Source organism: Natronorubrum sulfidifaciens JCM 14089 (genome assembly GCF_000337735.1).
Lineage (GTDB): Archaea > Halobacteriota > Halobacteria > Halobacteriales > Natrialbaceae > Natronorubrum > Natronorubrum sulfidifaciens.
In genome coordinates, this window is sequence record NZ_AOHX01000039.1 from 149,867 (window position 1) to 170,473 (window position 20,607).

21 protein-coding genes and 1 tRNA gene are annotated in these 20,607 nt (G+C 61.5%); 5 read left to right on the forward strand and 17 right to left on the reverse strand.

Annotation, left to right across the window (positions count from 1 at the left end):
• Positions 1 to 410: 410 nt before the first annotated feature.
• The 5 genes from C495_RS10650 to C495_RS10670 are packed head-to-tail and all read right to left on the reverse strand — an operon-like array spanning position 411 to position 2,625.
• Positions 411 to 1,178, reverse strand: a complete 768-nt coding sequence (locus C495_RS10650; RefSeq protein WP_008162758.1) for a proteasome assembly chaperone family protein — start codon at positions 1,176 to 1,178, stop codon at positions 411 to 413.
• 6 nt (positions 1,179 to 1,184) lie between these two features.
• On the reverse strand, positions 1,185 to 1,364 hold the full coding sequence (locus tag C495_RS10655; RefSeq protein ID WP_008162759.1) for an RNA-protein complex protein Nop10: 180 nt from the start codon (positions 1,362 to 1,364) through the stop codon (positions 1,185 to 1,187).
• 3 nt (positions 1,365 to 1,367) lie between these two features.
• Positions 1,368 to 2,168 carry a translation initiation factor IF-2 subunit alpha gene (locus C495_RS10660; protein WP_008162760.1) on the reverse strand — a complete coding sequence of 267 codons (801 nt, stop codon included), beginning with the start codon at positions 2,166 to 2,168 and terminating at the stop codon, positions 1,368 to 1,370.
• Entirely contained in the window at positions 2,165 to 2,338 is a 174-nt protein-coding gene (locus tag C495_RS10665) for a 30S ribosomal protein S27e (protein WP_008162761.1), read from the reverse strand. Before C495_RS10665 ends, C495_RS10660 begins: the two co-directional genes overlap by 4 nt.
• Positions 2,339 to 2,343: 5 nt before the next feature.
• Complete coding sequence (locus C495_RS10670) at positions 2,344 to 2,625, reverse strand: 50S ribosomal protein L44e (RefSeq protein ID WP_008162762.1); 282 nt, start codon at positions 2,623 to 2,625, stop codon at positions 2,344 to 2,346.
• 289 nt (positions 2,626 to 2,914) lie between these two features.
• Here C495_RS10670 and C495_RS10675 point away from each other — a divergent pair, with 289 nt between their 5' ends.
• The 3 genes from C495_RS10675 to C495_RS10685 all read left to right on the forward strand — a co-directional run bounded on the left by C495_RS10675 (position 2,915) and on the right by C495_RS10685 (position 3,969).
• Positions 2,915 to 3,181, forward strand: coding sequence for an HAH_0734 family protein (locus tag C495_RS10675; RefSeq protein WP_008162763.1), 267 nt, complete (start codon positions 2,915 to 2,917; stop codon positions 3,179 to 3,181).
• Between the two features lie 197 nt (positions 3,182 to 3,378).
• The gene (locus C495_RS10680) at positions 3,379 to 3,834 is read left to right on the forward strand and encodes a GtrA family protein (RefSeq protein ID WP_008162764.1); all 456 of its coding nucleotides are present in this window, start codon (positions 3,379 to 3,381) and stop codon (positions 3,832 to 3,834) included.
• Positions 3,835 to 3,894: 60 nt separating this feature from the next.
• A tRNA-Met gene (locus C495_RS10685) sits at positions 3,895 to 3,969 on the forward strand.
• An 83-nt stretch (positions 3,970 to 4,052) separates the two neighbouring features.
• Here the strand turns inward: C495_RS10685 and C495_RS10690 are convergent.
• From C495_RS10690 to C495_RS10745, 12 genes are all read right to left on the reverse strand, one after another.
• On the reverse strand, positions 4,053 to 4,580 hold the full coding sequence (locus tag C495_RS10690) for a DUF7529 family protein (RefSeq protein ID WP_008162765.1): 528 nt from the start codon (positions 4,578 to 4,580) through the stop codon (positions 4,053 to 4,055).
• A gap of 145 nt (positions 4,581 to 4,725) precedes the next feature.
• Positions 4,726 to 5,169, reverse strand: a complete 444-nt coding sequence (locus tag C495_RS10695; protein ID WP_008162766.1) for a DUF7555 family protein — start codon at positions 5,167 to 5,169, stop codon at positions 4,726 to 4,728.
• A gap of 2 nt (positions 5,170 to 5,171) precedes the next feature.
• The gene (locus C495_RS10700) at positions 5,172 to 6,524 is read right to left on the reverse strand and encodes an ABC transporter ATP-binding protein (protein ID WP_008162767.1); all 1,353 of its coding nucleotides are present in this window, start codon (positions 6,522 to 6,524) and stop codon (positions 5,172 to 5,174) included.
• Positions 6,521 to 7,879 (reverse strand): ABC transporter ATP-binding protein, encoded by a 1,359-nt coding sequence (locus C495_RS10705; RefSeq protein WP_008162768.1) that lies wholly within the window; start codon positions 7,877 to 7,879, stop codon positions 6,521 to 6,523. Before C495_RS10705 ends, C495_RS10700 begins: the two co-directional genes overlap by 4 nt.
• Positions 7,879 to 9,612, reverse strand: a complete 1,734-nt coding sequence (locus C495_RS10710; RefSeq protein WP_008162769.1) for an ABC transporter permease — start codon at positions 9,610 to 9,612, stop codon at positions 7,879 to 7,881. The genes C495_RS10705 and C495_RS10710 overlap by 1 nt, the downstream gene beginning before the upstream one ends.
• The gene (locus C495_RS10715) at positions 9,609 to 10,676 is read right to left on the reverse strand and encodes an ABC transporter permease (RefSeq protein WP_008162771.1); all 1,068 of its coding nucleotides are present in this window, start codon (positions 10,674 to 10,676) and stop codon (positions 9,609 to 9,611) included. Before C495_RS10715 ends, C495_RS10710 begins: the two co-directional genes overlap by 4 nt.
• Before the next feature lie 140 nt (positions 10,677 to 10,816).
• A complete protein-coding gene (locus C495_RS10720; RefSeq protein WP_008162774.1) occupies positions 10,817 to 12,595 on the reverse strand; it encodes an ABC transporter substrate-binding protein in 1,779 nt (592 codons plus the stop codon).
• A 410-nt stretch (positions 12,596 to 13,005) separates the two neighbouring features.
• Entirely contained in the window at positions 13,006 to 13,575 is a 570-nt protein-coding gene (hpt, locus tag C495_RS10725) for a hypoxanthine/guanine phosphoribosyltransferase (RefSeq protein ID WP_008162776.1), read from the reverse strand.
• 232 nt (positions 13,576 to 13,807) lie between these two features.
• Positions 13,808 to 14,410 (reverse strand): DUF7344 domain-containing protein, encoded by a 603-nt coding sequence (locus tag C495_RS10730; protein ID WP_008162778.1) that lies wholly within the window; start codon positions 14,408 to 14,410, stop codon positions 13,808 to 13,810.
• A 164-nt stretch (positions 14,411 to 14,574) separates the two neighbouring features.
• Entirely contained in the window at positions 14,575 to 15,795 is a 1,221-nt protein-coding gene (gene coaBC / locus C495_RS10735) for a bifunctional phosphopantothenoylcysteine decarboxylase/phosphopantothenate--cysteine ligase CoaBC (protein WP_008162780.1), read from the reverse strand.
• 66 nt (positions 15,796 to 15,861) lie between these two features.
• Positions 15,862 to 16,596: a competence/damage-inducible protein A gene (locus C495_RS10740; protein ID WP_008162782.1), complete on the reverse strand. Its 735-nt coding sequence runs from the start codon at positions 16,594 to 16,596 to the stop codon at positions 15,862 to 15,864.
• A gap of 56 nt (positions 16,597 to 16,652) precedes the next feature.
• Positions 16,653 to 17,435, reverse strand: coding sequence for an FAD-dependent oxidoreductase (locus C495_RS10745; RefSeq protein WP_008162785.1), 783 nt, complete (start codon positions 17,433 to 17,435; stop codon positions 16,653 to 16,655).
• A 202-nt stretch (positions 17,436 to 17,637) separates the two neighbouring features.
• On the opposite strand from C495_RS10745, the gene C495_RS10750 reads away from it, so the two are divergent.
• Complete coding sequence (locus tag C495_RS10750) at positions 17,638 to 18,159, forward strand: SRPBCC family protein (RefSeq protein WP_008162787.1); 522 nt, start codon at positions 17,638 to 17,640, stop codon at positions 18,157 to 18,159.
• A 271-nt stretch (positions 18,160 to 18,430) separates the two neighbouring features.
• Positions 18,431 to 20,476 (forward strand): PQQ-dependent sugar dehydrogenase, encoded by a 2,046-nt coding sequence (locus C495_RS10755; protein WP_008162789.1) that lies wholly within the window; start codon positions 18,431 to 18,433, stop codon positions 20,474 to 20,476.
• Positions 20,477 to 20,607 lie beyond the last annotated feature (131 nt).

The following is a 20,607-nucleotide window of genomic DNA, read 5'->3' on the forward strand; positions in this document are numbered from 1 at the left end:
GTCTCCTCGAGGGAGAGTCGTCGGGATCGCGTCAGCGCTCCCCCCGTTGGACGCCTCAGCGCCGAGTCACAAAGTATATACCATCATTTTTGTCTCATTACTGTATGGTTCGGTATCCTGATGGGCGGTGTCCTGACTGTGGGGAACGAGTATTCGCTCGAATTGACGGCTCCGTTCGCTGTTCGAACTGCGTCTTTCGTTCTGTGTCGGACAGTTCCAACGCACGTCTCGACAGTTGCCGTTCGTGAGAACTGTTCGGCTATTCGTTATCGGTTCCGTTCGATCACCCGTTTGATCGAATACGGCAGTCGAGAACCGTTCGTCCCGAACAGCGACTGTACCGCAGGCTAGCTGCTGGAGCATCCGATCACACAGTTATACCTGTTCAAAACGAACGCAGCGAAACCGACTTAGCCGATATATCGGAGATCGTCGTCCGTCGGCACGTCCATCTGCTGTTGTTGTTCCATCTCCTGAATCTTGCCCATGACCTCTTCCATCTCGTCGGCGCGCTCGTCCAGCGACTCGTAGTCGAGTTCGAACCCGAGCACGTCCTCGAGCACCTCGAGCACTGCGCGAGCGCTTTTGGGATCGACCAGATAGCCGCTGGTCTCGCCCATCAGACAGGCCGCGTCGAACCCGCGACGTTCACCCAGACCGAGCATCAGGCCCGAGACGCCGACGATACCGCCCGCCGGCTCGTCGTCACGGAACTCCACGCCGACGTCCTCGAGGTCCTCGAGCAGTGCGTCGTCGCTGACAGCACCGACGACGGCGTACTCGTCGATGAGTTCGCCGGTCGGGACGCCACCGAGTGCGTACACGTCGGTTGCCCCGAACTCCTCGGCGATGTCGAGGAACGCATCGGTCAGTACGTAATGTCCCTCGTTGGTCTGTGCCTGGTGATCACCAGTCAGCAGCAAGAGATCACGGCCGTCGGGAACGGAGACGGCGTACAGTTCCGCACAGGTAAGCTCCGAGACGCCGTCTTCGACGGTTACCTGTGGTGGGAACTCCGTCGAGTAGATGCGCCGTACGAGCGTGCTCTCTGCCTCGAGTTCCTCGAGCAGGTGCTCGACGGCGAGACTTCCGACATGTCCGACACCAGGCAGCCCCTCGACGAGGACGGGGTCGGTGACGTCGACCTCGGCAACTACGTCGATCTCGAGTTCGTCCATACCATATCAGCGATTGCGACGTTTAAGAGCGCGTCGGTACTCGCCGTATGGGTCGTTCGGATCGAACGGGGCTGGGGCGCTGTTTTCCGTCGCGCTGTTGCACTCCGGACACGTCTCAGAAAGGGTGTACACCGGGCGGTCGTGGACCTCGCGCCACGCCGAACACACCCGGATGTTCGATTTCATACGTTATTCGTCGTCCGTCCGTCGCTCGCGGTGGTACTGGCCCTCGCCGCCGTGGTCCTCGATGGCTGCGACCGCGCGTCGGGCGCTTTCCTCGAGTTGGGACTCGGCGGTTTTGTAGTTGGGCGCTTTCACTTTGATGCGGTACTCGGGGGCTCCGACGTAGCTGACCTCGAGGTCGACCTCTTCGGGCACCTCGCCGTTGCCTTCGGCAGCCGACAGCGCTTTGCGGATGCCGTCGACACCGCTTGGCGATGCGTTCTCCAAGTCGACGTAGCCGGTGACGTTGACGTACGGCACCGAGACGTTCTCGCGGGCCGTTTCGACGAGCGAGTCGATCTCGTCGTCAGAGAGGTCGGTCCCCTCGAGGGCCTCCTCGCCGTGGATCGCGGCCTGCTTGAAGCCATCATAGAGGCTTCCGTGCGCGCCGATCAACTCGTTGGCGATCGCAGTGTAGACTTCGTTATCGACGTCGTCACCGAGTGCAAGGCCCATCCAGTTGTCGGCCTTCTGCTCGTTTTTCCAGTCTTGGATCTTATCCGAGCGCTGGTGGTCGTTGACGTCTTTGAGCGAGAGGTCGATCTGCTCGTGGGACTCGTCGACATCGAGGACCTTGCAGACGACGATCTGTCCCTCGCGGACGTGATCGCGGACGTTCTTGATCCAGCCACTCGCGACCTCCGAGATGTGGATCAGTCCGCGCTTGTCCTGGTACTCCTCGAGATCGACGAAGACACCGAAGTCCTCGATTTCGTCGATCTTACCGACGACGAGTTCGCCGGGATCTGGCCAGCCGCTGTATTTCATCGTGACTCGACTGTTTCGACGATTTCGTGGTCGATCTCGGCTTTGCCGCCGGTCGGTCGGGCAAGCGTCGTCCCGCAGACGGCACAGGCGACCTCCGTGGAGGCTTTGCCGAAGACGGTCTGTTCGTTCTCACAGTCACTGCAGCGAACGCTGTAGAAATTTCCTGCCATTGTAATCACTCCTGGAACTCGAGTCGGCCGGCGCGCCATCCTTCGCGGAGGTGGGCTTTGCCACACTCGCTGCAACGGTACTTGAGGTTGGTCTTCTTGGTGGGCTTTTCGCCACCGGGGACCTTCGAGAAGCGACCGGAGTTACCGATCGTCGCGCTGTTACGACGCGTTCGGCGAGCGTCCCATTTCATGCCGGAGGAACGGCCCGATCGGGCTTTCTCGGCTTCGTGTTCGTGGTGTTCGTTACAGTGCGGGCAGTACGTATTGAATCGGCGTGGCATCTGCATGGTTATCTCACTTGGCGTGGGCTAAGACAGCGCTGTTTAAAACCCGTTTGGTTCGTCGTCGTCCGACACCGCGTTTCTCGAGATGCGTTCTCACCACATTCGGGATGCACTGTCAGGCGTCAGACGGTCTGCTCTCTCGAGTCCCAGCGAGAGGGTCGGGAATCGGCGGGCCATGCCGACAGCAGTCCGTATCCATCAGTATCCACACCGGTCTGTCTCGTTGTGACAGCCGGTTCAGTTCGCCCATCCCTTCGAAGCGTTTAATCGTTTCTCCTGTGAACCAGTGCCCATGAAGCAGCTCATCATCCACGGCGACCCCGGGATTCGAAAGGGTGCCATCATCGACTACGACGGCGAAGAGCTGGTCTGTTTTGGTATCAACCGAAACGGAGAGTGGCACGGTCCCGAAACGGTGCAGTTGTGGTGTACCGTCGGCACCGAAGACGAGTACGAAGACTACGAGAAGCGAAACTACGTCCCACACTTCCTCGATGTCGACCGTGTCGACGCCGACGCCGTCGACGTCATCCGTCCGAAGGCCGATTTAGCGCTTTAAGTCGGTCTCGAACCGACACGAACGACCTGAGAACGTCTGTGACACTTCGTCGGGACCGATTCCGGATGCGTAAGCAGCGAGAGAGGAATAGGCCGCGTCCCGGCCTGCATGGACGTAACCCAGTGTAGCAGTGTTGCATTACGTGCACGCGAGTGAACACACGGGAGACTGAATACGGTCCGTATGGATTCACGATGATGTCGAATAATTCGCTTCCCGAGGCAATCCAGACGCGTGTTCGTGCGTTGTTCTCGACGGCACGATTTAGTCAGTTCGCTGGCGTTGGCCTCGTCGGTGCAACCGTCGACAACGTCGCCCTGCTGTTGCTCGTCGAGTTGACTGTGCTCGGTCCAGTAGCCGCAAAGGTGTTGTCTTGGGAGCTTGCGATCGTGGTCATCTTTGCGATCAACGAACGGTGGACGTTCGCCGATTACGGCGCGATGACGCCGCGTGCACTGGGGAGACGATTTCTCCGCTCGAACGCGGTCCGGTTCGCTGGCTTTCTCGTGACGCTGACGGTGCTTGCGGGTCTGGTCCGCGGGTTCGGTGTCTGGTATCTGGCGGCGAATCTGGTCGGAATCGGAATCGGGTTCTTCGTCAACTACACCTGTGAGAGCCTCTACACGTGGAAGGTACATCAGGATGAACGGTAGAAATCCCCATACGGCAGCCGAATCACAACCCTTAATTAGTGCACTCCGTTATGATGTGATAGCGGGATGGGATAGCCAGGAGATTCCGGCGGGCTCATAACCCGCAGATCGGTAGTTCAAATCTACCTCCCGCTACTTTTCACGGATTCACCGAGACGAGAACTCTTCCTCTCTCGAGAACTCACCGACGAACAACAGGGAAAAGCGGTACCGACGGCTCAGCGACCGGCTGATGCGTTCGGTTTCGCGATGAGGGGTGCGTACGATTCGTGTTCGAACGTTCCAAGAACGGTTCCGTCGACCGTTTTGACGTGTGTGTACAACACGCCTTCCTCTTCAGCCGACTGAACCATCCCTTCGGCTCGAGTCATGTCGTATCGGCTCGCGAGCAGAATTGATCGGTCCGTCTCCGAGTCGATGAACTCGGTGACGGCGTACATATACCCCTGGATATCGCTGCCGTACGCCAAGTACTCGGTAAACTCGGTTGCATCGAAGGTACTCGCAAACTCCGCTGCATAGTTATCCGGAATGATGTGAACGAGCCCGAACGTGTCGTCGTCACCCATATCACGGCTGACGGTGTCGGTATGTGCAGCCATCACCGTAACGACCGACCAGCCGTCGTCACGGCGCTGTTCGGCGATCGCTTCCATATCCTCGAGTGTCTGTTTCCAGGCGTCGGTCTGGACCTCGTCTGGATCGCGTCGCCTGTCAGTCCGTGGATCTGAGACATCGTCGGGCATATCTTCCCGTCGGCAGGGAAATCTGTTAACTCTTTCCGAGCGGGAACGGTCCAGAACACGGCGTCGGTGAGAGATCGCGTCGGGCCACAGACGGTTTTGTCCGGCAGTATGAGTGGTCATTTCGGCCGCGGTGTGTACCTGCCGGCTAGCTGATACCGAAGCGAGTCTCCATGAGAAACGACAATGCCAGTATCAGGAGACTGCTGAGCAGTAGCTTCCCCGAGATCGTCAGTCGTCGGTCCGGTGGGGGCGGCTGCATCCACCGAACGGGTGGCAGCGTTTGGACGAACTGCTGAAATCGCGTCGACTCGCCTGTTTCGGGCAGCGAGTCACGATACTGAGTCGTCGGCTGTGGATCGACGTTGTCCGGGGAGGACGGCCAGAGCCGTACCGTCGCGTAGGCGAGCAACAGCCAGCCGCCGACGAACAGCAGATACTTCGCACGGACGAGGCCCCCACCGGTCGCGATTGCGATCACGACCGCACCGATTCCGGCGGCCGCCGTTACGGCGAGTGCGTACGTCACCGCATCTATCCAGATCCGAGCGAACACCCGCAGTCGATTCTCGAACGAGTCGGTCCGTGCCATTGTTACCTGTGGCGTCGGTCGAGGACGATGTCCGGATCGTCGTAGTCGGCAGTGTGTCGATGGCAGTAGCTTCGGTGACCGGTCCCGGAGACGTCGTGATAGACCGGGGACTCGCTCTGACAGACACTGCCAAACTCCTCGTCGAAGAGTGCGAGCGCGTCGTCCTCGTTGTGGTCGCGCATACAGGATGCGATCTCGTCCAGTATCGTCTGGACGCGCGCTGGAACGTCTCTGTCACCAAACAGTTCATCGTACGCCTCCTCGGCCGTTCCGAAACGTGTCTCACCGCCGAACGTGGCCCGGATTCGCTCGCGGACCGTTCGTTCGGCACGTTTGCGTTCCTCGAGCAGATCCCGAAGCGTGTTGAGCCGTGTCCAGAGTTCGTCGTCGAGGTCCTGATACGCTTCCGGCCGGATTCGTGCCGGACAGCGCGTGCTGAACGGACAGCCCGCGGGCGGATATCTCGGGTTCGGTGGCGTCCCGTGGAGCGTAATTCGATCGCGCTCGCTCGTCGGATCGGGTTCGGGAATCGCCGACAGCAGGGCGTGTGTGTATGGGTTCGATGGTGCCGTGAACAACTCCTCGGTCGGCCCAATCTCCATGATGTTGCCGAGATACATCACCGCAACCCGATCACAGAGATGTCTGACGACCGAGAGGTCGTGTGCGATAAACAAGTACGTGAGCCCGAACTCCGCTTGCAGATCCTCGAGGAGATTGATGATCTCCGCTTGCACCGAGACATCGAGCGCCGAGACTGGCTCGTCGAGGACGACGAAATCCGGCTCGAGCGCGAGCGTGCGGGCAATGCTGATCCGCTGGCGCTGGCCGCCCGAGAACTGGTGGGGGTACCGATAGTAGTGTTCACGCTGGAGGCCGACGGTGTCGAGCAGTGCTTTGACTCGCTGGCGTCGGGCGGACGGAGTCTGCCAGTCGTGGACATCCAGCGGCTCGCGGATGATCTCACCGATCGTCATCCGGTCGTTGAGACTCGACTCGGGGTCCTGAAACACCATCTGTGCATCGCGCCGCCATTCGTGGAGGCTGTCCCCCTCGAGATCCGTGATATCGACGCCGTCGAACAGTACCTCGCCGTCGGTCGCTTCCTCGAGTTGGAGGAGTGTCCGGCCAAGCGTCGTCTTGCCACAGCCGGATTCGCCGACGAGCCCGAGGGTTTCGCCACGGCGGATGTCGAAAGAGACACCGTCGACGGCTTTGACCGGGGTGCTTCCGAACAGCCCACCGTCGTCGTAGTACGTTTTCAGGTTCTGGACAGTGATCATCACATCCGAGTCCGGCCCGGTTGGGGCGTCGGTCTCGGAGACGGTCGCATCTCGGTGTACTTCTTTGCTCATTCGAGGTCACCTCCGTTCCGGGTCGCATTTCTCCGGCGATGCATCTCGACTGCCTGATCGGTCGAGAGCTGTGTCGGACAGTGCAGACAGGCCGCCGTGTGGTCGGGTTCGTCCTCGTCGACCGGGACCGAAACGGGGTGGACTGTCTCGCACTCGTCGATCGCTTCCGGACACCGCGGCGCAAACCGACAGGACGTCGCCGGTTCGTTCGGTGTCGGCACGTTCCCTTCGATGGTCTCGAGTCGGTCTCCGGTCTGTTGTCCGGGGATCGACCGGAGGAGGCCGCGCGTGTACGGATGGCTTGGGTCCGCAAACAGCGTGTTCACGTCGGCCGTCTCGACGACTTCGCCGGCGTACATGACGTTGACTCGATCGGCGATCTCCGCGATCACGCCCATGTCGTGGGTGATGAACATCATCGCGAGATCCCGTGTCTCCTGAAGTTCTGCGAGCAAGTCGAGGATCTGAGCCTGAATCGTCACGTCGAGCGCCGTCGTCGGCTCGTCACAGATCAACAGCTCCGGATCACAGGCCAGTGCCATCGCGATCACGGCCCGCTGGCGCATCCCACCGGAGAACTGGTGGGGGTACTCGTTGACACGGCGGCGCGCGTCGGGAATGCCGACGGCTTCGAGCAACGCTGTCGCTTCCCGCGTTGCTGCGTCGCCTTTGATTCCCTGATGGAGCCGTAGTGCTTCTTTGATCTGGTTTCCGACGGTGTAGACCGGATTGAGACTCGTCAGCGGGTCCTGAAACACCATCGCGATCCGGCCACCGCGGATGCGTCGCTGTGCCTCGCCGCTGAGGCGGGTGATCTCGATGAAACCGTCGGCGATCGCGTCCGGCGAGTCGGGGGTGCCATCCGTGATGAATATGCAGTCTCCCTCGTCGACGATGCCGAGTTCGTCGCCGTAGCCGGCCGCGACGATATCCGCAAGCGACACCTCATGGGCGTGCTCGTAGCCAAACGCGGCCGGTGTGGCGTCGATCTCGTTCCGTTCGAAGAGGTCGACCGGATCGTACGTCTCCTCGAGTGCACTGAGGTCGACCGTTCGGCCGGCGAACGTCGAGGCGTACTCACGGACCGTCTCGAGGTGGGTAAACCGAACGCTACTGCCCTCGAGGATACGGCCGGGTGCGTCGACGAGACGCATGAGCGATCGGGCGGTAACGCTTTTGCCCGAGCCGCTTTCACCGACGATTCCGACGGTTTCGCCCGGACGGATGTCGAATGAGATCCCATCGACGGCCCGAATGGTCTCCTTCTCGGTGAAGAAGGCCGTCTGGAGGTTTCGGACCTCGATGATCGGTGCGTCTCGTGTCGTCGTCCGTTCAGCGTGTTCGTGTAGAGACATTATCCACCACCTCCGGCTGCTGCAGCACCAGTGTCGTCGCTCCCACCGGTATCCGCCTCCGGATCGAGCGCGTCCCGAAGCCCGTCACCGAGGGCGTTAAACGCCGTCACGACGAGAACGATCATCAGTCCGGGGATCGTGGCGACGTGCCACGAGGACGTGGAGACGTACGGCTGGCCGTCGTTGATCAGCCGTCCCCATTCGGGCGTCGGCGCGTTGATGCCGAGACCGAGAAACGACAGCGCGGCCGTGAAGATGATCACGCCACCGAGCAGCAGTGAGCCGTAGATCATTATGTAGCCCGCAATGTATGGTGCCATGTGTTTGCGCATCGTGTTCGCCGGCGTCTGTCCGTAGCTCTTTGCGGCGTCGACCCACTCCTGTTCTGCGACCTGTAACGACGGGCCACGGATCGCCCGCCACATGCCGGGCCAGTAGACGAACGCGAAGATGAGTCCGAGTAACACCGCGCCGTCGAGTGGTTCCGCGAGGATATGATCACCCTCGTTGAAGATGACCGAGAGCATCATGACAAGCAAGAACGCGGGGATCGAGATGATCGTATCACTGGCGATGATCGTCAGCGTATCGGCCAGTCCCTTGTAGTAGGCAGTCACCAACGAGAGCGTGACTGCGATCATCCCACCGAGACCGATCGCCAACAGACCGATCATCAGCGAGGTCTGGGCACCGTATGCCAGATGCGTCAGCAAGTTCTGTCCACTCGGTGTCGTCCCGAGCGGTGCCCAGCGGTCGTACTCGTCGTAACTCAGTGGCCCGATCGTTTGCTGTCCGTTCGACTGGCTGTCGAGGTTGGCTCGTCCGACCGTAATCGCCTCTAGCTCACCGTCGTCGCCGACATAGTCGATTTCGTACTCGTACGGTGAGTAGATGTTCTGCTCGGCGGGACTCGGGCTGACAGCCGGTGCCCAGAGGGCCGTCACGATGAACAGTATCACGACCACCAGTCCGAGCAGTCCCCAGTAATGGGTTCGGAGCCGACGGACGGTGTCGTCACGCGGTGTCCAGTCGGCCTGTCGGTAGTGCTCACGGAAGATCGTGTATCCCTTCCAGGCCCAGACGATTACGGCGAGGGCGTAGGCGTACACTAGGAACGTTCGAATCCCCCACGCAACCGCCGGTGAGAGACCGAGGAACGTCCCCTCCCAGCTTCCGTCGGGGGTTCTGTAGCCCTGATTCGGAATGAGCTCTCGACTGGTGATCGTCGGAATCGACGACAACATCTCGAACGGGGTTACGACGGCAGTCTTGAGGATCGGTCCGACCGGCGTGAACGCCAAGAGGACTGCAACGGCGGCGAGGACACCCGTCACGGCGAGCCGCTCGAGAGAGCGCAGTGTTCGATCACTCACGCCGACATCGACGGCCTCCGCGAGAGACCACGGGAGGACGTGTCTCGTCAGGAGAACCGCCACGACGAACAGCATGAACAACGACAGAACGTCGCTGATGACGTACCCGAGGATGGGTGCCGTCGCGTCGCCGACGTTTCCACCGATCCAGCCGGGAATCGAAGCCAGTGCGCCGAGTACGAACGATACCATCGAGCCGAACTGTAGCACGCCGCTCATGAGCCGTCCGAACTCGAGGGCCACCAACACGGCGACGCCAGCGAACCAGATCATCGCTGGACGGGGGTGGTCTCTGAGTCGCTCGCGAAGCAGCGTTTCGTCAGTCTCCGACGTCGTTGTCTCAGTTTCCGTGTCGATCATCGGTCGTACCCCACTCGTGGATCGATAAGCGTGTACAGCAGGTCCTGCAGAATGTTCAGGAAGATAATAATCAGCGTAAAGATGAACAACAGTGCACCGGCAAGCGGCAGATCACCCTGCGTCATCGCCTGGAAGAAGGCGTTTCCGAGCCCGTTGATGTTGAAGATCGATTCGACGATCACGGAGCCGCCGATCAACAGGAAGGCTTCGTTGGTGATCACTGGAACCAGCGGGATCATCGCGTTTCTGAACACGTGTTTCCAGATGATGACTCGGTCTTTCAGCCCCTTCGCTTTGGCAGTCACGACGTAGTTCGAATTAATCGTCTCGAGAATGGCTGTCCGACCGATTCGCAGTTCCGCGGCCATCGAGGCCGATCCGAGAACCAGCGCTGGCGGGAGGATCAGTTTGATGTCGACCGCGAGTGCCCCCCAGTCGACGCCGGTCAGCAGTGGGACCGTAATCAGCCCCGTCTCGATCGAATTGATCGAGAGGAACGCTAGGTCGGGCGTTCCCGTGATACTCCTAATTTCGGGACCGAACGTATACCAGTCGAATCCGAGCCAACCGCCCCCGTGGGTCTGTCGCAACACCGCGAGGATCATAATACACAGCCAGAAGTTCGGCATCGCTTGCCAAAGGATGCCGCTCACGGAGGCTAGGTAGTCCCCACCGCTGTTCGGCCGCAATCCGGCGTAGAAGCCGAGCGGAATGCCGATAAACAGCGGGAGCAGGATCGCCCAGAACCCGAGCCAGAGGGTCGGTGGCCCAGTGATCGCGACGATCGTCGTGACGTCCGTCCCGGAGAAGACGACCCACGACTGGCCGAGATCAAATGTCAGGAAACTCGTTACGAAATCGAGATACTGCTCCCAGAGCGGATCGTTGAGGCCGAGGCGCTCTCGCATCCGTTCGGCTTCGGCACCTGTCGCCTGCGGACCGAGCCTTGCAGCTACCGGGTCAACCGGCCCCATCCGAAGCAGGACGAAGATGAACGTCATCGTGAGAAAGAGGACCGGAACCGACAACAGGAGCCGCTTAAAGAAGTATCTCCACCGGCTCATGGGAGATCACGATTAATTATGAATTCGTTTCGGTATCGAACGTGCATATTTATACTATTGGGTGGAATTTCTACGCGTATCTAAATATTCTGTTTCGTACGACGCGACGGACAAACGTCCTCAGGACGCGTTCTCGGCCGTTAGGCCTCGTCCTCGAGGTTCACGTGCCAGTCGAGGTAGAACCCCGTGGCCTCGTTTGGCATACGCGAGGTGTCGGTGTTTTTGGGCTCCAAGGCGAAGTGACCGTACGTAACGTTTGGCCAACTCCAGATCCAGCCCAGCGAGTACATCTCGACGTCACCGTCCTCAGCACGGTTTTGCATCGTCGCGAACTCCGTTTCCTGGTTGCTGACCTCGACACCGAGCCCGGAGAGCTTCTGTCGGGTCAGTTCGGCGAACTCGCCGAACGCCGGTTCGGACGCGTAGGTGGATGCGGTCAGCTCGTATGGATCGTCGTCGGTGAAACCGGCTTCCTCGAGGACGTCTCTGGCACCGTCCCGGTCGGTTTCGTCGACACCGTACGGCCACTCGTCGACCCACGATTCGTAGCCGTCTTGTCCGCTGGGCCACATGCCGGATGGGGTGAAGCTGTAGGCCTTGAAGCCACGTCCCTGGAACAGGTCCTCGATGACTTCCTCGTGGTCCGTCACGTAGGCGACTGCCTGTCGAACGGCCCGTGGGACGTTGGAGACGTTGAACGCGAGGTAGAACGTACTCAGTTCGGGAATCGCGAGATAGTTGACGGTATCGCCGTTCTCGAGTGGGCCGTACGTTCCCGATTCACGCCCGCTGTCGTCGGTCTCGGCGTCGATCAGGTCGGGATCGTACTGGGCGGTTGGAATCCCGAAGATGTCCGCGTTTCGTTCCATCGCGTAGGTGAACCCCGACTCGGGGTCCTCGTTGATCTCCCAGTGGACGGACTCGAGGGTTGCAACGGTGCCGTAGTAGTTGTCGTTGCGGACGACACGGACCTCCTCGTTTAACTCGAACTCATCGAGTTCGAAGGGACCGGTGCCGTTTGCAACATCGGTCTCGAACTCCTGATGGTCGACCTCACCGTCGTAACCCTCGATATCGCCGACGTACCCTTCAGGAATTGCGGCGAACGCGGAGTACGCGAGGATGTCCAGAACGGCCGGATTGGGTTCACGGAGCGTAATCTCGAACGTGTGGTCGTCGATGACCTCGAAGGCGATCGAGTCGGGAACGACACCGCCGTCGTCGTCTTCCTCGTACTCGATCCCGAGTCCGAGCGGCGTCTCGAGCAGGAAGTTGGCCCGTTCGCTGTACTCTGATTCGGCGACACGTCGGAACGAGTACTTGAAGTCGTCTGCCGTCAGGTCTTCGCCGTTGTGGAACTGCACGTCGTCTCTGATCGTGAACGTCCACGTCAGACCGTCGTCGGATGTCTCGACCCCCTCGAGCAGCTGGTTCTCGAGTTCTGCGACGCCGTTCGGGAACTGCGTCAGCGTTTCGTAAATCTGGTTGACGACGACACCGGAGGCCGTGTCGGTGGACATGATCGGGTCCAACTCGCTGAAGGTGCTGTTGATGAGATTGAGTTCGGTATCACCGTCGACATCCGTGTGGTTGTGCTGCTGGTGGTGGGCACCCAGCGACCCGGTCTTTGGCACGTCGACGTGGTCGTACCAGAATCGCTCCTCTTGGTTGTGAAAGAGCGGGAGGAGGACCATATCGTCTCGGACGGCCTCTTCGATCTCGATGTACGCGTCAGTTCGAATGGCTTCGTCTTCTGGTGCCGTGTTCGCCAACACCCGCTCCCAGGCGGCCTGTGCTTTGTCCGCGTTGTCGCTCACCTCGTATTCGCTGGTTTCGTCTTCGTCTTCGTCTTCCTCGCTGAGAAGGGCCGAACAACCGGCAAGACCAACCGATGCGCTCCCGCCGAGAAGAGCGAGCATCCGTCGTCGCGATCGGTCTACATCCTGTCCATCTTGAATATCGGACATAGATATGTGTTACCTACACATGATTGATAAACTTATCGAGTGTGTACCGTTCACGGCAGGGAATCGGCCGATAGGTTTTCGAAGGGGTGCTCACGCGAGCAATATCTCTGCTCCTTCCAATTACAGACGAATCGGTTATATATACTCACCGGTTTTGCTGTACTCTCGCCCATCGGATGCAATCCGCCGGCAACGACGACCATAGTCGGGAGCGGATACTGCTTTCGGAAACTTGAAAAGTAACTGACGCCCTCAGAAACCACTGTGACCGCACAATCGAAGTCGCGGTCGTTCATACAGTCCGCTGTCCCGACACCGGCAGCGGGTCGGTGATCGGCAGTAAATCGTTACAACAGTCTCCCTCAGTCGTCGCCGTGTTCGTCGATGATAACGACCTCACCGTCGATGACGTCGACGTTGATCAGCGTCTTGACGTCGTAGCCGGCGTCCGCAGCCTTGTTCTCGCCGCCGACTTTCTTGATGACCGCAACCGTATCGATGACTTCGGCACCGATCTCGTTGAGCGCCTCGAGGACCGATGCGAGCGTCCCGCCCGTCGAGAGGACGTCGTCGAGGACCAGCACGCGCTCGCCCTCGCGAACGTCGTTGATGTACATCTCGTTCTCCGAGTACCCCGTCTGCTGGGAGATTGCGACCTCGTCTTCGAGGCCGTACTGGCGCTTTCGGATGACCGTCAGCGGGATGTCGGTCATCAGCGAGACGGCGGTCGAGATGTGAATGCCCATCGCTGCGGGAGTGACAATCCGATCGACGTTTTCGAGTTCGGCTTTGCGAATGATTCGGATAACGATCTCCCGGAGCAGTCCCGGGTCGAGTTTCGGGACGCCGTCGCTGATGGGGTGGACGAAGTAGTGATACCCGTTTTTCTCGATAATCGGGGCCTCGAGAAGCGACCGTTTCAACTGATCCATGCCGTGGGTCGGTCGGTAGTGGAGTAAAAGTTGACGATCCGTCGGAAGCGTGTGATCCTCTCGGTCACCGCCGAGAGAGACGATCTGTGGTGTGATGGCGAGACACGCGGGTGGTCGACACCCGGTCGGGGCACGTGTTCCGGTCCGTTCGTTCAGACGGCGGCTGGAGCGATGTGCTGGACGATCGAGACCTGCTCGGAGAAGACGCCGGACTGATGAACGGGCGTCCGTCTCAGTCGTCGCGACCGTAACTGAGTTCCGGCGGCTGGTCGCCATAGCCGAGTCGCATATTGCGCTCGTGGTACATGTGGGCAATCGCGGTGCCCGTAACCGTCACAGCGATGACGCCAGTCCAGCCCAGATTCGAGAGCATCGTCAGCGGATAGATCTCGAGCCACAGCGCGGCGACCAGTGCACAGCTGATCGCTCCAAGCGAGAGGTAGAGTTCCCGCCAGGCGAACTCGTGGCCGGGGACGATCTCGAGATAGATGCTGAGGTCTTTCGTTCGGTCGGTCGCCCGGATGACGCCGTTGTCGGAGTCGAACACGAGGATTCCGGACTGATCCATCTTCGGGAGGTGGGTCTGTTGGAGCGTCGTGTAGACGCGTTTTCGCTGTTCTGGCGTCACCGCCTCGAGTGTCGTTTCGTACTCCCAAGCGGCGACCTGTTGGGCGAGATCGCCGAGTTCGACGGGGCGGCTGTCCTGTTTCAGATATTGGAGAACATAGCGACGTCGCTGGTTGCGCAGCACTTCGAAGATTTCGCCCTTCGAGAGGGTATCACGATCGTCCTGCTCGGGCTCGGTGGCCTGTCGTTTTTGCTGTTGTTGAGCCACCACGGATCACCTCGAGCCAGTAGGCGACGCCGGTTCGGCAAGCGATTCATCAATACGATCCACCATCGGACCTGTAACTACAGAGACATTCACAGTTGAACCCGATCGCATACCTGTTAATTTGTGCGATGAACGCCACCTATATAATACCCCTGACGGGATTATCAGTTGGGATATTCTGCTCGGTCGTCAGTGACGATGGCGGCGATCGAGGCGGCGATTTCGCCGCCGAGTTCAGCTTTCGGCCCTTCGTAGCGAGCCACGTCTTGCTCGTGGACGAACAGCGCTTTCGTCTGATCGGCCCCCATTACGCTCGCGTCGTTGGCGACGACGAACGCCAGCCCCGTTCGCGAGAGCGTCTCCCGTGCCTGTTCGATCATGGCCGCCTCCTCGCCCGACGTTTCGGCTTTGAATCCAACGATCGGCAGTTCCGGATACGTGGTTCGGATCTCGTCGATGAGCTTCGGCGTCGCCTCGAGATCGAGCGCCAACTCCTGACCCGAGCGGATCTTCTCGTCGCTCTCCTCGACGGTGTAGTCGCTGATGGCGGCCACCGAAACCAGCGTGTCGGCGTCCTCGCAGGCCACACGGGTCGCCTCAAGCATCTCGGCGGCGCTCTCGACGGATCGAACCGTCGCGTAGGGAATCTCGCCGTTGGGGTGGACCCCCTCCTGTGTGACCGGCTGTGGACCGACGAACCCGTGGACCAGCGTCACGTCGGCCCCGCGGGCGTAGCAGGCTTTCGCGATCGCTCGTCCCATCTTCCCCGACGATCGGTTCGTCAACACGCGCACAGGGTCGAGTGGCTCGCCCGTCGCACCGCTGGTGATGACGATGTGTCTGTCCTCGAGTGAGCCCGTGCCGGCCGCTCGAGCCACGTCACAGACGATCGCCTCTTCGCTTGCGATCTTGGCTTTCCCCTCCTCGATACGCGGGTCGACGAACTCGACGCCCCAGTCGGCGACGGTGTCGATGGCCTCGAGGACGCCGGGATGGTCGTACATCGGTTCGTGCATCGCGGGCGCGATGACGACTGGCGTGTCAGCGCCGAGTGCGGTCGTTGCGGTCGTCGTCACGGGGGTGTCGTCGACGGCTCCGGCGATCTTCCCGACAGTGTTTGCCGTGGCGGGGGCGATCAGCAAGACGTCCGCCCAGCCGTCGTACCCGCAGAGTTCGACGTGTTCGACGCTCCCCGTAATCTCCGTGACGACGTCGTTGTCGGTCGCGAACTCAACGGCCCACGGGTGGATGATTCCCTGTGCGCTGCCGGTCATCACACCTCGAACGGTGGCCCCCTGTCGTCGTAACTCGTGGGCCAGTTCGACCGTCTTGACGGCAGCGATCGATCCCGTCACCCCGAGCGCAACGTTGACTCCCTCGAGCATTCGTCTGCTAGTCTCTCTCGGGGTGTGTTAAGCGTAGCGAGGCGTCGCCGCGCTGCGTGGCGATGGCTACTCGTCTTCGACGAGGTCGATCCGCTCGGCCAGCCACTCGAGGGCCGCGTCGACGGTTGCGGGATCGGTGCCGGTCACCTTCAGCCGATTGTGTCGCTCCGTGGTCGGATAACTACCGATCGTCACGTCGAACCGTTCGCGAACGCCGTCGATGGCCTCGGTCATCGTCCCCTCCGGCTGGGGCGTGTACGCGACTCGCGAGATCGTCTCGCCATCGAACTCCGCGGCGACCTGTTCGAACAGCGCCTGCATCTCCGCGGGCACGCCCGGGAACGCGTAGACGCTCTCGAGCACGCAGCCGGGACAGAGCCCCTCCGGATTTAGCAGGGGTTGGCACCCAGCAGGCAGCGCCGCCCAGGCGTCGACATCGAAGTCGAGTTTCGCAGCCGTAACCGTCTCGGGATCGAGGTCCCGGTACGCCGCGACGGTCTCGATGACGTCCTGCCGGACGGCCTCGTCAACGACCAGCTTGCGGTCGAACGCATCTGCAAGCGCGTCGGCGGTGACGTCGTCGTGGGTGCCGCCGAGGCCGCCGGTCACGATCACGGCGTCGACGTCGGTCGTCCACTCGCCGATCGTCGCCGCGATGCGGTCGCGGTCGTCCGGGATCGTCAGGATTCGGTCGACGGTCGCGCCGCTGTCGGTCAGCCGGGCCGCAAGCCACTGTGCGTTCGTGTTCGCGATGTCCCCGGCGAGTACTTCGTCACCGACGGTGAGAATGGCGACCTCCATCGGTCGAATCGACGCACGCAGTCAGCAAAAGGATACGGTTGCGTCGTCTGGCTGACTTAGTCCTGCTCGACGCTCGGGTGCATCGTCGGCCGTTCGTCGAGCGGTTCGGCAAACGCCTCGAGCATCCGTTCTCGAGCCCGTCCGTCGCGCTTTCGCCGTTCTGCGTCGCTGATCTCCTCACAGCCCGGCGGAACCTGACGGTCGCGGCCGGTGAAATAGCCCTCGGGGGCGACCCAGTCGTGATAGAAGTTCGCGTCGGAGTCGTGGATTACGGCGAGTGCGACTTTCGCGCCGTGGCCGGCCGCGACGATGGCTTGGTGGGGCTCGTTCGCGAGTCGACCGGCAGCGTAGATGCCGTCGACGGCCGTCCGGCCGGCGTCGTCGACCGAGACGAAGTGTTTGCTCCCGCGCTGGATGCGACCGACATCGAGCGGGACGAGATACTCGCTGTCGGCCCACGAGGCCGCGATCACGCGCCGCGCCTCGAGTGGCTCACCACCCTCCGTCTCGAGGACGAATCCGGCCTCGAGATCGGTCTCGTCTGTTGGTTCGATACTCGTCACCCGTCCGAGTTCGATCGTCGCGCCCGCGGTCTGAGCCTGTTCACGCGTCAGGTCTAGATACCGGCGGGCGTCGACGCCGTCGGGGAAACCGGGGTAGTTCTCGAGGCTGGCGTTGCGCTCGAGGGTCGACCCGCCGCCGTCACCGGACTGTGTCCGGCTGCGTGGAGGAGTTCGTCCCCCGCTATCGATGACCAGCGTGTCCAGTCCCGCACGTGCCGTGAAAATCGCTGCGGCGAGGCCAGCGACGCCGCCGCCGACGATACAGACGTCTCGCATATCCCGGCGTTTCGAGTGGGCGATATATAGTAACAACTGAAACGAGTGACACACTGATCGAACAGCCGCCGTGCGATCAGGTGTGCACTGATTTTCAGTGGCTACTATAGAAGGTGCCGACTCTCGGTGTCTACTCAGCCGTGTCCGCCGACTGAACTGTCCGGATGGCAACTCTTACCTCTCGAGCCGTCGTACAGTCGCTGTGGATCGAATTCTCCTCAGTACGCTCGCCTATCGCTCGCCCGAGGAGGTGTTCCCCTACGTTCAGTCGTTTACCGACTACCCGCGGTACACGGATCACTTGAAAGAGGTCCGCGTCCACGGCGACGGCGGCGTCGGCTCCGTCTACGATCTCCGGCTGACGTGGTGGAAGCTCAGCTACACCGCCCGTTCGAAGGTGCGCAGTATCGACGCCCCGAACGCCCTCGAGTGGGAACTGATCAACAACCTCCACGCCAACGGCGAGTGGCGCGTCGAACCGGAGCCCGAGTCGGCTCCCGAGGGTGTCGAGACGGCGAGTCGAATCTACTTCGAAGCGTCGTATGACCCGTACTCGGCCGACAAAAACGTGCTGTCGCTGCCCCGGTTCGTCTCGCTCGACTGGGTCGTTCGGAAGGTCAAACCCAAGCTGCTGGCCGAAGCCGAGACCGTCGTCGAACGGCTGGTCGCGGATATCGAAGGGCAACAGCGCAACGTCGAGTTGACGGTTCACGAGATGCCATAGGGCGCAGTTATCGGCCCGCGATCGATGACTCCTCGAGAGTACGGCCGTCGTTGCGGCCGGCCCCGCAACTCGATCGAGCCGCGCGCTATCGACACCGCTTTGGCTCGTGGACCGGCCCGAAACACCGGGTTAGCTGAATTGAGAACCGGATACGGCGACCGGAACGCCGGACAATACGAGACTACCGGTCGCCAGCATCGAACTAGTACCGTATTTTTTTGCAACGGTGGCTGTAACTTTTGCCCCGATTGCCTGTATTCAGACTAGATACATGAGCGATCATCCCAACGACCGACCGAACAGTGACGTGCGATGGACGATGTTGGCCGCCAGTCGTGGGCAGTCACGACGTCGGTTCCTTCGAGCGGCGGCCGCTACCGGTGTGGCGGCCGGGCTCGGCGGCGTCGCCGCGGGCCAAGCGGACGAAACCGACTGGCAAACGATCGAACTCGGCGGGCGAAGCGATGGCTGGATCGGACGGTCGCCCGACGAAATCCAGGACGAGCAAAACCCGACGCTCGCGCTCGAGGCGGGCGAGACCCACGAGGTCACCTGGGAAAACCTCGATGGTATCGGTCACAACTTCGTCGTCATCGACGGGGCGGGCAACCACCTGATCGAATCGGAGATCATCGCCGAGGAAGGGGCGACCCAGACGGTCGAGTTCGAGGCCAGCGAGGAGATGGCGGAGTACTACTGTGGCCCGCACCCACAGACGATGCGCGGCGAGATCTCGATCGGCGAGCCAGCGGCCGATCCGGAAGTCGACGACGAACCCGAACGGTACTTCCCCGAGGGACCGACCGTCGGCGTCGATCCCGTCGCGGAGGGTCTGGTCGCGCCGACCGACTTCGCGGATCCTGACGGGAGCGAGTATCAGTTCGTCACCGACCAGACCGGCGAGATCTACGCGATCGGCGAAGACGGCCGCGAGGACGAGCCATGGTTCGATATCAGCGACCGGATGGTCGCCGTCGCCGAGGACTTCTACGGCGACGACTACGCCGACCCGGACCAGGACTACGACGAACGCGGACTGCTCGGCATCGTCTTCCACCCCGACTACGCGGAGAACGGCCGCTTTTTCCTCAACTACAGCGCGCCACCGGACGAGGAGATGCCCGAGAGCTGGTCGCACGTCCAGGTGATCGCGGAGTTCGAGGCCGACGAAGCCGGCGGTGCCGATCCGGAATCCGAACGCCGACTGCTGGAGCTCCAGCAACCGCAGTACAACCACGACTCCGGACCGATAGCGTTCGGTCCCGACGGCTACCTCTACATTCCTACGGGAGACGGCGGCGGTGCCGACGACAGGATGGAGGGCCACGTCGCCGACTGGTACGACGACAACGAGGGCGGCAACGGACAGAACACGACCGAGAACCTGCTCGGCGGGGTCCTTCGAATCGACGTCGACGAGACGGGCGACGCGGACGACCGTGCCTACGGCATTCCGGATGACAACCCGTTCGCAGCGGGCGGGGGCCTCGAGGGCGAAGGCCGAGAGGAGTACTACGCCTGGGGCCTGCGCAACCCCTTCGGAATCACGTTCAGCGAGGACGGTCGGCTGATCGTCGGCGACGCCGGACAGGTGCTCTACGAGGCTGCCTACGAGATCGAGCGAGGCGGCAACTACGGCTGGAACGTCAGAGAAGGCTCACACTGCTTTAGCACCGAGACGCCCGCGACGCCGCCGGCGGAGTGTCCGCTCGAGACGCCCGACGACGTCCGCGGCGGCGAACCGCTGATCGATCCCGTTGTCGAGTACCCGCAGGTCTACGATGGGCAGGGCGTCGGCATCGTCATCATCGGCGGTCACACCTACGAGACCGACGTGATTGAGGGCCTCGAGGGGAAGTACATCTTCGGCGACTGGACGAGCGATCAGGGTCGCGTACAACCGCTCGGCCGCGTCTTCGCCGCGGAGCCGACGGACGTCCCCGACGTCTCCGAAGAACGCGAGGAGTTCGGCGGTCGTCCACGAGACGACCTCTGGGACATGGAAGAGGTGCTGTTTGCAGGCAGCGAGGACGGGGGGTTCCATCACTTCGTCCGCATGTTCGGCCGCGGTGCCGACGGTGAAGTGTACGTGCTCGCCAACCGGAGAGGGGTTCCGGAGGGTGACACCGGCGTCGTCTATGAACTCGTTCCGGAAGGCGAGGGTGTCGCGATCGAGGAACCGGACGACGTACTGTCGGACGAGGACGACCCTGAGGAAGAGACCGAGAACGACGTCGCGCCCGACGAAGACGGCCTCGAGGACGAAGTGGAAAACGACGGTGCACCTGACGACGAGGACGGGGCCGAAGACGAGTGATCGAACCGGGCTGATTTCGGAGACGGGATCGTCACGCGCCGAGCGCCTCGAGTTCGACGAAGCCGCCCCCGTCACCCCGGACGTGATGGACCACGAAACCGATCCGATCCGAAGAGTGAGATCCATACCGC